The following is a 12,061-nucleotide window of genomic DNA, read 5'->3' as shown; positions in this document are numbered from 1 at the left end:
GCAGTAAAAAGGGAATTTTAGAGTCCATTTATGTTAGCAATTTAGAATAGACTTATACCATTAAAGGTTTCAAAAATAAGTACCTACAAAAAGATTATTAATACCCCGAACAGTTTTTTTAATTTAAAAAACTTACATATTAGTTTGATAATCAACATAAGAATAAATGTTAAGGAATATGATGACTGCAAGAGCAAAAATATTATTATTAATAGGCGTCTTGTTAGCCTTTTCTATTTTAACCGTATCAATCGTTGGCTATTTAAATTTTAAATCCGCATCCAATTACCACAATGGGGCTTATACTAAAGAGCAAGCTTTTTTAATATCCAAAGCTCTCGATGAAAAAATGAATCGTTATTTTGATACGTTAGAGGTAACTACAGATACTATTGAAATAGATAAGAGCGGATTATTAGATATCGATAAAACTTTACTTATGCTGGATTCATTAACTAATAAATTAGGTGTTTTAGATGCTTTTATTACAACTAAAAATGCAAAAACCTATGCTTATGGTTATAAAGGTCTTAACCCAAATTTTAACGCTCGTGAGAAAAAAAGGGAGTGGTTTTTACGGCCTATGTCAGGAGAAAAAAGAGTTATCACTACACCCTATAAAAGTACTCTTGGCCCTGATGTAATGTCATTAGCAGTTCCTATTAGAAGAAATGGTGAAATAGTAGGTGTTTTATGCTTGAACATTAACATTACTCAAATAACAAATTTCATTAATAAACTAAACCCCAAAAACCAACTTTTTGTTAGCCGTGAAGATGGCTATATCATGGCTGCTAAAGATAAAGCGATGATAGGTAAAAATTTATATGATATACGTCCATCTTATAAAAAATATCAAAACGATATCACCAGTTATCACAATTACCAACTTGACGGGAAATCTTATTCTGTGACATCACAACAATCTGCAGAGTTTGGTTGGGTAACCTGGTCATGGAACACATGGGATAGTATAAACCAAGCATCTAATGCAAATTTAAAAACAAGTTTATTAATGGCCTTCATCTTTATTCTTGTTTCACTTTGTCTTGTCTACCTGATTGTAATGAAAATAATTTACCGCCCAATTGGTGGTGAGCCCATTGAAATAGAAGGTATTGTACAAAGAATTGCACAGGGGGATTTACAAAAAATTCCAGTTTCAACTGGTAATGAAACAGGTATTTACAAAGCATTACTCATAATGATTGATAGTTTAAAAGAAATTATCGAAGGCATTAACACCTCAACAACACAGTTAACAGCTTCTTCTGAAACTATCTCTGAATCTGCTAAAAGCGTGAATAGCAGCTCTGAATCACAAATGATGCAGTTAGAGCAAACTTCAACAGCAATGAATCAAATGACCGTGACCGTTGATGAAGTCGCGCGTAATGCATTACAAGCTTCTTCTGCTGCAGACCAAGCAAACACTCATTCAAACCAAGGGATTGGCGTGGTGAATGATATGAATACCAATATTGAAACCTTAGTAGAGGGGATTAACAATGTGCAACATGTAATGAATAACTTGGAAGGTGAAATTGACAATATAGGAAAAATTATTGAAGTGATACGCGCAATTTCAGAGCAAACGAACCTTTTGGCTTTAAATGCAGCTATTGAAGCAGCCCGTGCAGGGGAGTTTGGACGAGGCTTCTCTGTCGTTGCTGATGAGGTCAGAAGCTTAGCGAATAGGACACAAGAAAGCACTTCTGAAATACAGAATATGATTAATAGTTTGCAAAACGAATCTAAAAACTCTGTAGAGCTGATGCACATTAATGTTAATAACGCTAATACAACAGCTAAAAAATCACAAGAAGCAAATAATGCACTAGAAGAAATACGTAACTCAGTTTCTATTATTCAAGACATGAACAATCAAATTGCAACAGCTGCAGAAGAGCAAACACTTGTTGCAGGTGAGATTAATGAAAGCATTGTTGATATTAATGACATTGCGAAAGTCACGCTGAGTACGTCAGATAAAAATACAGAAGCAGCACAAGGGCTATTAGATATTGCAGCTGCACTGAATAAACGAGTAGAGATATTTAAACTTTAAATAAGAGAATTCAGTCGTATTTGAAAATTTAATGCAACTGATTTTTTTGCATTATTAATCATAACTATATCTCAGTCATAACTAAAAAATAAGATGGTCTCACAATATAAGTTAATCGGCTGAACGGATTATGGTTGTTATTAAGGTATTGTAAGTAATGACACATCATATTCATGACTTTACTTCATATAAATGAAAATACATCTAAGATAAAAACGGAAAATGCAAATGAATAATAAAAATTGTGTCTATTTAGGCGTGGGTAATATGGGGTTTTCAGTATTCAAAGCTACAGCACCATATTTTTTAAAATCATGGAATGTGACAGTCGTTGATAAAGATAGAGAAAAACTCGAACACGCTAGGGGTTTGGGCGCTCATAATATCCAAGAATATCTACCTACCGATATTGATATTCTTTTTTTAGGGGTCAGACCTCAAGATCTACCAAATATTTATTTAGAAGATAGCTCCCCGTCTTTAATCATTTCGATGATGGCAGGCGTGTCTTGTGAAGAAATTATTAGGCATTCGCCCCACTCAGCAATTGTTAGATGTATGCCAAATACACCATGTGAAAACGGAGATGGTATAACTCCAATATACTTCAATGGTATATCTGACTTTAATTACTCCTCATTTATTGAATCAGCCCAGTACTTAGGTGAATTATTTTTTGTAAATGAAGAGAGTCTAATTGACTCAGCAACTGGTATTAGCGGAGGAGCCCCTGCATATATAATGGTTATTGCAGAAGCTATGATTAAAGCTTCTCAAGAATTAGGTTTTAGTTATTTTGAATCTAAAAGACTAGTTGCCAAAACTTTAGAAGGTAGCGGTAAGATGTTACAGAAATCTGATAAATTACCTGCTACTTTAGCTCAGGATGTTATGACTCCAAATGGAACAACAGAACAAGGTGTTAATGAATTAAAAGCACAGCATGTAGACCGAGCCATTTATGAAGCGCTTTTGAAAGCTTCTCATAAAGCAGAAAAAATGGCAGTTCCAGAAAATAGAACTTAATTTGATAAATAATGAATTATCAAGCTTACTTTAAGTTACTTTACCGGAAAAATTAATTTTAAGGAATAACATCAATATGATGGAAATAAGTTTAATTGGAATCTTTGCAACTGTTGCTTTTGCTCATTTTTTAGCCCTTATTAGCCCTGGCCCCGACTTTGTTATTCTAGTAAAAAGTGCCTTAAAATATGATAGAAAAAAAGCTGTTGGTGTCGCACTAGGAATTTCAATTGCAAACGCATTATATATTGCATTATGCTTAATTGGAGTTGGCTCGTTATTAGCTAACTCAGTATTTATTATGATCGGATTAAAAGTTTCTGGAGGGCTCTTCCTATTATATTTAGCAATCCAAGCTCTACGTACAAAAAAAAGTGATTATGAAGATTTATCAGAGCAAGTAAGTGATGGATTGGATAATGAAACTACATTCTTTAAGGAATTTATTGTTGGTTTTATGTCTGGAATTTTAAACCCTAAAAATGTCCTATTTTATTTGAGCTTATTTACAGTTGTATTAACCAAAGATGTAAGCCTTACATTTAAGATTCTACTTGGTATTTGGATGACATCATTAGTATTTTTTTGGGACTCTGCAATTGTGTTTGTTTTATCAGGTAAAAAAGCAAGGCGCAAATTTTCAAAAATTGCTTACTATATAGACAAAGCAACTGGTGCTATTTTAGGTTTAGTAGGCCTTACAATTGTGAAAACAGTACTAACTAGATAAAGCCTGTATATGAATATCCCACTCCAGGTATCAGTACCTGCAAATAGCAATGTAGCAAATACAACAAGTGATGCTTATTTTTATGATGCTTGGAAAATTAATTCGATATTACCAGAACTGGACCCATTAGATCAGTTTCTTAGAGTTTTAAGCACAACTCCAAGATGGGTTGATTTTTTGATGGTATTAAGAAACCACATAGCTAGGCTATTTGGGCTTAAGAATTTGGGGAAGCTCTCTGATATAGATCTTTGTAAACCGAGTTCTGAATATAAAATTGGAGAGCGCGTCGGTATTTTTACCTTAATAGATAAAAATGAACATGAAGCATTACTGGGAGATAACGATAAACACCTTAAAGTAATAGTATCTATTCATAAAAATTTAGAGCCATTAAATGGTAAAGTACAAGTGACAGTATCTACTATAGTACATATTAAAAGTTGGGTAGGACGTCTATATATGCTTCCTGTTAAGCCTGCTCACCATATAATTGCACGTAGTATGACTAAAATAATTGGCAATGCTATATAGTAACAAGAGACCAGAGGGAAACCAATGGTAAGATTTAACTATATAGTTACAAATTTTTTAAAGCGGCTACTAACTACCTCACCTGAATAACCAAACAGAACTATCTTTAACATCACTGATGGTGGATAAGCTGCGGCACCACCTTTGTCGTTGTCATACCATTTATCAAATAAGCTTAAATCAATGTGTTTATCGACGATGTGTGAAAGTGCGTATTCAAAAGTGCCGGGGATAATTTGCTGTATGAAATCAACCTGAATTAATATACTTTTGCAAGATAAGTCAGGTTTGTAGTTACCCATAGTGTTTATCTATAAACGAATAATAACTATTAGGTCACACTCGCCCAACTCAATAAAGGTTGTTTTTTTTACAGCCAGACTTAATCGGAAAAAGATAAAAACACGCTCTTGGGGGGAAACTCTACAGCCTCAACGCAAAGCTCACCGGCAAACATTGCAGCGTATTGTTAGCTGCTGCTTCATGGCTGTCTATCAAAAACTTTGACTCCATCAGGAATCTGATACCAATCTTGTTTCTCGCTTACCCAAACATGAATAGTAGGGTTAATAATACTGGTGTCTGATAAATTACTAGGCTTAAGTTTTAGCTTACTAGGCTCATTGGGATCAAAGTGGTAGATTCTATTCCCACATCTAGGGCAAAACATCGCACCACTGGTATTACCACTATCCGCAACCCGACTCCAACTCTTCATTTCTCCTTGAAACTTGACGCTATCCACATTAATCATAGCAGTTATACTAAAAGCACTAGTGGATAATTTTTGACACTCTTTACAGTGACATGCAGCAACGAACAAAGGCGGCTCCAATAACTCATACTGAACTCCGCCACATTGGCATGAACCTTTAATTGGATATTCTGTATTACTCAAATTTTTCTCCTTATTATGGTGGTCAGCTAAACCCTCGTTAAGAGGCAATAAAATAGTTGGCTAAAATAAGCAACGGAGGAGTAAAAGCCAACTGTTTTTTGTCCTTGTAAACGACTTGTTAGGCATACTCTATTCCTTAATCTATCAGAGATAAATCGAGGCTCACATTAGCAAGTATAACTTTTGACAAAGTTTCTTTTTTAAAGTTTTGATGATAGTCATCTACTATTGTTCCAGAACTTTTAACAGCTTTTACTGCATATGCCATCGACTGCGTTCTCATGTAGCAAATTAAATAATCCTTACCATTTAATTCAAGTTGAAAAATGTTTCTAAGACAACATGTTCGTTTTTGAGAGTAGATAGCGCCTCTTTTTTGTTTTGGTTAATAAAATTAATCCAATCTTCAACTTGGTCTTTACTATTACTTTTTAATTTCAATGAGTACACTTTGAGCTTCCATTTCACTGGATTTCCCAAGTATGCCCAACTCATCATCATTAAAAGGCATAAAATAGTTGGTTAAAATAAGCGAGTCACGAGTAAAAACCAACTATTTTTTGTCCTGCTTTAATGACTTGTTATGCATTTCTCCAGCTTTGGGCGAGTTCTATAGCTTGCTTTAAGTTTATCCAATTTAAGAGACTTTCTTGGTACTCTCCGGCTTTACCTTGAAGCTGGATACCATATGCTTTTAGCCTAAAGGCAAGAATAGAATAAAACGCATCGACTATACCCGCAGAGTTGAACATAAATGGTAAATGTGCTGTTTCGAAAATCTGTTCAATGCGAATTAACTCATTTTCAATGTCGGTATTAAACTCTAATAATGGTGTAACTTGCTCTAGTGAAAATGGGCATTGTGATCTTAGCCACATAAAACCGGAGTGTAACTCAGCACACAAACTCCGAGCCAAAGCTCTTTCAGAGCTTTGGCTCGGATAAAGAGCACCTTCAGAACATTCATTAAAAAATTCAGAAATTGACAGCGAATCATGAATCACAAAAGTACCTTCATTTAAGGACGGGACTAAACCAGTTGCTGAGTACTTTAAAATCTCTGATTTATAATCTGGCTTGGTTAAGTCAATTACGTTAATTGCGACATCTAATTGTGCTAATTGACTACATATCCAAACTCTTAATGACCATGTTGAAACATTACCAATAGTTAATTCCATTTATTAAACTCCGAGTGATAAATTGACTAAACTCATAACGCTTTGCACAGTCGAAAAATGCGAACGCCAGCGAGTAGTTTTTCCAATGCAGCAACTTGTTGTGTGATTATTTATTGTTTGCCCCTGCTAATGCAATGCCTGCAACAATAAACATACCACCAGTGATTCGATTGAATATAGTCACAAACGTACTATTAGAAAACTTTTTGTTTATTCTTTTCCCTGTTAGTGAGTAGATAATTTTAATGATGTAATCAATTATCAACCAAGTAAACATAAGAATAAAAAACTGACCAATAATTGGTTGTTGAGAGTTAATAAAAACAGGAAATAAAGCTGCAAAAAAGACTAGGTCTTTCGGGTTACTGATACCTGTAAAGAAACCTTGTTTGAAAATGGAAATGTTTGATTCATGGTTTAAATTATTTGTGTTTTTATTGTTTGTTGTTACTTTTGAATTACGCCAAGTTTTAACTCCAATATAAATTAAATAAACCGCACCAAGATATTTAACCAAAGAGAATAAGGTTTCAGATGTTGAAATTAAAACACCTAAGCCAAGAGCTGATAAAACCATTAAAACTAATGAACCGAGCAAATTAGCTATGATTGTATAGTTGCTTTTTTTAAAGCCGTATTGATAGCCATGCATTGTAATTAACAATGATGAAGGTCCGGGAAAAGCTATAAGAGCAGAAATCATTGCAACATAAGAAAGCCAAATTGTAAATTCCATATTATCTACCTTATTCGAATGATTATATTAAACATAACGCCCCGTTAAGAGGCAAAAAATTGTTGGCTAAAATATTGAGGAACGAAAACAGCCACTGTTTTATGCCCTTCTTTAATGCATTGTTAGTTGTTGATAGTTAAATATTTTAGTTATCAACAACACTAAAAATTAATTGATGGAATTGAGTATTTAAAAACACCACCGTAACTTAGCCACTAAAACGAACTTTGAATCATTTACTAATCTACTGATTATCTCTACCAACAAAAGTTAGGCAAAAACTATGTTAACAAAAACACCAAAGCCAATGAATAAATTGAAAGTAGACACAAGAAAGGAAGGAGATAAACACTAATCCTTTAATGTGAAATACCGCACGAGCAGTCTTGTTCAATTATATTGAGGTGTTTTACAATTGAAAGCGATTGTATAACCACCTTGGCCATGTGTTTCCAGACTAGTATGAATAAAGATACTTAATTGAAAATTAAAATGTCTATAAAGTCGGCGGAAGACCGTTAGATGGCACCTTGTTATTTGTCTATACACGAAGTTGAATAGCTTTTAGTGCTAAATCAACGCCTATAATACTATTTCTCATAACATTGAATTCTCTCAAGTTGTAGTAGCTCAAACTTGGGCCGACGGGTACGAGGAGACCAACTATCTTGTTAAGATTAATATACTACGACAGCATGTTCACGGTATAACTTCCATGAACCACTGGATTTATCAAGCATGAGATTAAAAATAATTTTCTTTGGGCCATACCCCAAGTCCATCTGCCTTGTAACAATGACATAACCAGACTGATCACGTCCGTCAATATAGTTGTATTCCGCTGTTTTATCGATTGGTGGTGCACCAGAATCTCTTAAATTACGAAAGAATTCCATGTTTTTCTGATAATCGAAATTTAAAGTAATACCATCTGGCTGAAGCATAACAATCATCAATTCTGGATCATACAATGTTTCAAATTCGTCAAGCCGATAGTTACAAGCTGCGTCTATCAAGCCCTCAATTGCTTCTTTAAGCTCTTTCTGAATTTTATTTAGTGACATGTATATATACCTTTTCAAACCATACAATATCCATCATTGACAATGGTAACGGATTAAGAATTTATAAATTAGCACAAACAACAATAATATTATTTTTGTAGGAACTAAACGGAACACCAAAATATTTTTTAAACACTACATTTTTAATAGACAGAGAATCATAATATTTTTATACATACTTCTTTTTAAAACCTTTATTGCAATAACTATATTCTAAATTGCTAACATAAATACACTTTAAAATTCCTCGTTTATTGTTAACTGATGAATTATGGAGATGTCAAAAAGTAATATCGATGTGGTTTATATTCATAATTAGATGAATTAATTTACAGAGAATATTTCTACTTGCTTCTAAAAAATTATCTAAGGCGATTGAAAAGTACAATGAATACAAAACTAAAAATAAAATAATTCAAAGTATGCTAGGTATTAAAAATGTCGTTGTTTTTAATTTATTAAGTGACATGCTCGAGTTCGGGTATTTAACCAATAAATAAGCTGCATCATTAATTGGTGTTTCACTATTTAATATATAAAGTGTGCATTATAAAGGTCAACGGAATAATCGAGAAGGCCGCCATAAAAGACAAATAGTGATTTAGATGGCAATGGTGTCAACAATGCATCTTTCTCCCGCTTTTAAAAGGGCATTTCAGCGTTTATTAGCGGCGGGAAAACCAAAGAAAACAACTATTATCGATTGTATTCGTAAAATGATAATCAAACTAAATTCAATGGTTAGAGATGGTGTCATGTGGGATCCTGAAATGAATATAAATTAGGGTTTGACACCATAGTCACTTGTTAGGCATTTTTGGCACACAAAGGTGATTGCTCACCAAATCTGTTAGCTATTTTAACAAAAGTAACACCGTAATCTTTATTAACATCATTGAGGCTCAACCTTACTTGTTCGATATAGTCTACAAACAGAAAAAAGTTATTTATATTGGGTAAAATTTTTTATCATTTTTAATGATAAAGGCATCCTAAAGAAATGGGCGCAGCGGAAATAAATCATTTCTTAACTTATTTAGCCGTTAATAGAAGTGTTAGCGCAGCGACTCAAAATCAAGCTTTATGCGCGTTAGTATTTATGTACAAGCACATGTTAGAACAACAATTTGACGGTTTAATTTTTCATACGCTAAGCGTCCTAAAAACATTCCAACTGTTCTTTCTCCAAATGAAGTAACAGCTATTATTAGCCACTTAAAAATGCCTTATAGGCTAATTGCTTCTATCCTTTATGGCTCAGGTTTACGTTTAAATGAAGTGTTAAGGTTACGTGTAAAAGATATCGATTTTTCAAACCAAACGATATTTATTTTTAGAGGGAAAGGACAACAAGATAGATTAACAATATTACCTAAAGAGCTTAATGAAATTATTACTCACCAAATAAACCAGGTTGAAGCTATACACAAACAAGATTTACTTGATGGATTTGGTTTAACTTCAGTACCAGCGTCATTACATAGAAAATATAAAGCAGCAATGAAAGATTTTCTTATTCCCTTCCTCTACTCGTTGCGAACATCCTATCGATGGATATATTTGTCGCCATCATATTCATCCATCAACATTAACTCGCCATTTGCGACAAGCGGTCATAAAAGCAAAGATCAATAAAAAAGTATCAGCACATACATTTCGACATAGTTTTGCAACGGCCTTATTACTTAATGGGACTGATATAAGAACAGTGCAAACGTTGCTGGGGCATTCGGATTTAAGAACAACTGAAATATACACACACGTGATTGGAGAAAGGCACGCTGGAACAGTCAGTCCATTTGATAATATTTTTCATAAATTATAAACATAGAAAAATACTTTACAATTTGTAATGGTCTTATTGCATATGTGCTTTCTTGAGAGATAGGTAAGCGTGAATTGGATAATTCAACAAATAAATAGAGCAAAATTTCTATCTCGCTATATGCTCCTTTGTGCGATAAAAGCTAAAGTGTTAGCGATACATAAAGTGATTCAAAAGTAGAAGGCTTAATTGTGTTAGCTTTGATTGTAATCAAAGGATCAAATCAATGTTGAATATTCAGCTATTTGGTTACTTGAAGCCCCAAGAGGAAGTGAGCACCTCAATGTTAAAAGATGTATTTACCGCAACAACTTAAAGCTCGATTCAAACAGTATTAAAAAAACATAGTCAGTACTTTGAATTAATGTCTATCAACCGAAACATAACATGTGATTACGGGTACGGGTGGGCAGAAAAGCCAGCCGTCACTTTTTGTAACCGCTGACTTTTTATTTTACTTAAAATTAACTTAAAAAATAATCTTGCTTTAAACTATTCAACTTCATTAATAAACGATTCTGTAATTCACTAACAGGACAAGAGAAATAAGATTGATTTAGCTCTACTAATTGCTCAAGCAACCACTGTTCCACCATTTGAATATTGGTTAAATACTCGTAGCCACATAACAAAGCCACTTCTCTTTTATTTTGTGTTATGTATAAATTACGACAAATAATTTGAGCAACTTCATAGGTCGATCTTAATAACGATTTAGTTAGTGTTACACGCTTTACTTGCAAGCTTAATAAGTAAGCTTCACCTTGTGATATTTGGCTATCGAGCTGCTGTACTATTGGATGATCTTGAATACTAAGCATTACCCTCTCCTTGTGTATCAATATAACGTTCAAAAGCACTACCGTCTTGCCTGGTTAAGTTGGGTACATAACGTGAATAAACACGGAAAAGCATAGTTGTAGTGGTATGTCCCATCTGCTGTGCAATCCACTCAGGGGACTCACCAGCTGCAAGTAGCAAAGTGGCATAGGTATGTCTTGTTTGATATGGGTTCCTGTATTTAAGCTTTAATCGTTGTAACATTGGCTCCCAAATACTACGACTAATAGATTGATAGTTGTGTGGTTCTCCATCTGGTTTGCAAAATACAAAGGATTTACAGTGTTTGGTTATCTTCAACTGTTTATATAATGCTTCAACGACCCTATCCGTTAATTTGACAACTCGATTTGAACCATCAGTTTTTACATCGCTTATTATTCCTTTAACCAAACTTTGCGTGATGTAAATTTGCTTATTAATTAAATCCACGTTACTCCATTTCAGGCCATCTATTTCACCTGTTCTTAATCCGGTGAAAAACCGCGTAATGTAATAAGGCTTAAAGCTATCAGGTGCGGTATCAATTAAGGCTTCAACTTCATCAAGTGAAAATGGATCTACTTCAGTACGCGGTACCTTTAACGCTTTTATATTTTTCCAAGGTGACGTAAACTCATAGCGGTCAGCGGCTTCATTGAGCAGCATTCTTAAAGGTGTCATAATATGATTGATACGCGATGGAGATAATACTTTTCCTTTTCGACCCTGAACTTTGGCGAGAGCAGATCGAAAAGTTAAGATATCTTGTTTTTTGATGACGCTGATTTTCATCTTTCCAAAAGCAGGTAGAATATGTGACTCTAATATTCCCTGAATCGACTCTTTATGACTTTTACGCCATTCAATTGCCTTTTCTTCAAACCAAATATCGGAAAATTCTTTTACTGTTGGTGCATCAGCACTGTTAAAATGATGGGATGCTGTTTGCTTGCGTTGTTTATGCTCTTCAAATTTTGTAGCTCGTTTTGAATCTGGAAAATACTTACAAAAATCAAAAGTGCCAAGTACGATTTCAGCTTCGATTATTTTTAATAATTTCTGCATACGTTTACGATTTACAGAAGTATCTAACAACTTTGTTTGCTCTCTACATCTGATACCTTGATTTCGAAATTCTACAACTAGTTTTCCACTTCGTGCGCTAATATTCCCCATA

Annotated in this window: 13 protein-coding genes and 2 pseudogenes; 7 read left to right on the top strand and 8 right to left on the bottom strand. The window is 33.9% G+C overall.

The window, feature by feature from the left end; translation table 11 throughout:
- Positions 1-178 precede the first annotated feature (178 nt).
- From AC0L3W_RS15020 to AC0L3W_RS15005, 4 genes are all read left to right on the top strand, one after another.
- Positions 179-2,068 carry a methyl-accepting chemotaxis protein gene (locus AC0L3W_RS15020; protein ID WP_409440168.1) on the top strand — a complete coding sequence of 630 codons (1,890 nt, stop codon included), beginning with the start codon at positions 179-181 and terminating at the stop codon, positions 2,066-2,068.
- Positions 2,069-2,296: 228 nt separating this feature from the next.
- Complete coding sequence (locus tag AC0L3W_RS15015; protein ID WP_409440169.1) at positions 2,297-3,094, top strand: pyrroline-5-carboxylate reductase family protein; 798 nt, start codon at positions 2,297-2,299, stop codon at positions 3,092-3,094.
- A 76-nt stretch (positions 3,095-3,170) separates the two neighbouring features.
- Positions 3,171-3,824 carry a LysE family transporter gene (locus AC0L3W_RS15010; protein WP_409440170.1) on the top strand — a complete coding sequence of 218 codons (654 nt, stop codon included), beginning with the start codon at positions 3,171-3,173 and terminating at the stop codon, positions 3,822-3,824.
- 9 nt (positions 3,825-3,833) lie between these two features.
- A complete protein-coding gene (locus AC0L3W_RS15005) occupies positions 3,834-4,358 on the top strand; it encodes a DUF2867 domain-containing protein (RefSeq protein WP_409440171.1) in 525 nt (174 codons plus the stop codon).
- Positions 4,359-4,420: 62 nt separating this feature from the next.
- Here AC0L3W_RS15005 and AC0L3W_RS15000 read toward each other — a convergent pair.
- The 6 genes and pseudogenes from AC0L3W_RS15000 to AC0L3W_RS14975 all read right to left on the bottom strand — a co-directional run.
- Positions 4,421-4,660: pseudogene (locus tag AC0L3W_RS15000) on the bottom strand (transposase); the annotation flags it as partial.
- Positions 4,661-4,839: 179 nt separating this feature from the next.
- Entirely contained in the window at positions 4,840-5,256 is a 417-nt protein-coding gene (locus AC0L3W_RS14995) for a GFA family protein (RefSeq protein ID WP_409440173.1), read from the bottom strand.
- Between the two features lie 136 nt (positions 5,257-5,392).
- Positions 5,393-5,751 (bottom strand): annotated as a pseudogene (locus AC0L3W_RS14990) (DUF6176 family protein).
- Positions 5,752-5,837: 86 nt separating this feature from the next.
- Positions 5,838-6,437 (bottom strand): glutathione S-transferase family protein, encoded by a 600-nt coding sequence (locus AC0L3W_RS14985; protein ID WP_409440174.1) that lies wholly within the window; start codon positions 6,435-6,437, stop codon positions 5,838-5,840.
- Between the two features lie 106 nt (positions 6,438-6,543).
- Positions 6,544-7,173 carry a LysE family translocator gene (locus tag AC0L3W_RS14980; RefSeq protein WP_409440175.1) on the bottom strand — a complete coding sequence of 210 codons (630 nt, stop codon included), beginning with the start codon at positions 7,171-7,173 and terminating at the stop codon, positions 6,544-6,546.
- 677 nt (positions 7,174-7,850) lie between these two features.
- Positions 7,851-8,237 (bottom strand): hypothetical protein, encoded by a 387-nt coding sequence (locus tag AC0L3W_RS14975; protein WP_409440176.1) that lies wholly within the window; start codon positions 8,235-8,237, stop codon positions 7,851-7,853.
- Positions 8,238-9,237: 1,000 nt separating this feature from the next.
- On the opposite strand from AC0L3W_RS14975, the gene AC0L3W_RS14970 reads away from it, so the two are divergent.
- From AC0L3W_RS14970 to AC0L3W_RS14960, 3 genes are read left to right on the top strand one after another with little or no spacing between them, the layout of a single operon-like run.
- Complete coding sequence (locus AC0L3W_RS14970; RefSeq protein WP_409440177.1) at positions 9,238-9,435, top strand: phage integrase N-terminal SAM-like domain-containing protein; 198 nt, start codon at positions 9,238-9,240, stop codon at positions 9,433-9,435.
- Between the two features lie 23 nt (positions 9,436-9,458).
- Positions 9,459-9,872 (top strand): tyrosine-type recombinase/integrase, encoded by a 414-nt coding sequence (locus AC0L3W_RS14965; protein ID WP_409440178.1) that lies wholly within the window; start codon positions 9,459-9,461, stop codon positions 9,870-9,872.
- The gene (locus AC0L3W_RS14960; RefSeq protein ID WP_409440179.1) at positions 9,838-10,062 is read left to right on the top strand and encodes a tyrosine-type recombinase/integrase; all 225 of its coding nucleotides are present in this window, start codon (positions 9,838-9,840) and stop codon (positions 10,060-10,062) included. Before AC0L3W_RS14965 ends, AC0L3W_RS14960 begins: the two co-directional genes overlap by 35 nt.
- Before the next feature lie 464 nt (positions 10,063-10,526).
- On the opposite strand, the gene AC0L3W_RS14955 is transcribed toward AC0L3W_RS14960, so the two are convergent.
- Entirely contained in the window at positions 10,527-10,883 is a 357-nt protein-coding gene (locus AC0L3W_RS14955; protein WP_409440180.1) for a hypothetical protein, read from the bottom strand.
- The gene (locus AC0L3W_RS14950) at positions 10,876-12,060 is read right to left on the bottom strand and encodes an Arm DNA-binding domain-containing protein (protein ID WP_409440181.1); all 1,185 of its coding nucleotides are present in this window, start codon (positions 12,058-12,060) and stop codon (positions 10,876-10,878) included. The genes AC0L3W_RS14955 and AC0L3W_RS14950 overlap by 8 nt, the downstream gene beginning before the upstream one ends.
- Between the last annotated feature and the right edge of the window lies 1 nt (position 12,061).

This window comes from Psychromonas sp. KJ10-5 (assembly GCF_055808325.1).
This window is presented reverse-complemented; position numbering and strand designations above follow the sequence as displayed.

Coding starts and splice junctions, on each gene's coding strand:
- AC0L3W_RS14980 (WP_409440175.1), bottom strand. CDS start 7,173: ATGGAATTTACAATTTGGCTTTCTTATGTTGCAATGATTTCTGCTCTT.
- AC0L3W_RS15020 (WP_409440168.1), top strand. CDS start 179: ATGATGACTGCAAGAGCAAAAATATTATTATTAATAGGCGTCTTGTTA.
- AC0L3W_RS14985 (WP_409440174.1), bottom strand. CDS start 6,437: ATGGAATTAACTATTGGTAATGTTTCAACATGGTCATTAAGAGTTTGG.
- AC0L3W_RS14950 (WP_409440181.1), bottom strand. CDS start 12,060: ATGGGGAATATTAGCGCACGAAGTGGAAAACTAGTTGTAGAATTTCGA.
- AC0L3W_RS14970 (WP_409440177.1), top strand. CDS start 9,238: ATGGGCGCAGCGGAAATAAATCATTTCTTAACTTATTTAGCCGTTAAT.
- AC0L3W_RS14955 (WP_409440180.1), bottom strand. CDS start 10,883: ATGCTTAGTATTCAAGATCATCCAATAGTACAGCAGCTCGATAGCCAA.
- AC0L3W_RS15005 (WP_409440171.1), top strand. CDS start 3,834: ATGAATATCCCACTCCAGGTATCAGTACCTGCAAATAGCAATGTAGCA.
- AC0L3W_RS15015 (WP_409440169.1), top strand. CDS start 2,297: ATGAATAATAAAAATTGTGTCTATTTAGGCGTGGGTAATATGGGGTTT.
- AC0L3W_RS15010 (WP_409440170.1), top strand. CDS start 3,171: ATGATGGAAATAAGTTTAATTGGAATCTTTGCAACTGTTGCTTTTGCT.
- AC0L3W_RS14975 (WP_409440176.1), bottom strand. CDS start 8,237: ATGTCACTAAATAAAATTCAGAAAGAGCTTAAAGAAGCAATTGAGGGC.
- AC0L3W_RS14965 (WP_409440178.1), top strand. CDS start 9,459: ATGCCTTATAGGCTAATTGCTTCTATCCTTTATGGCTCAGGTTTACGT.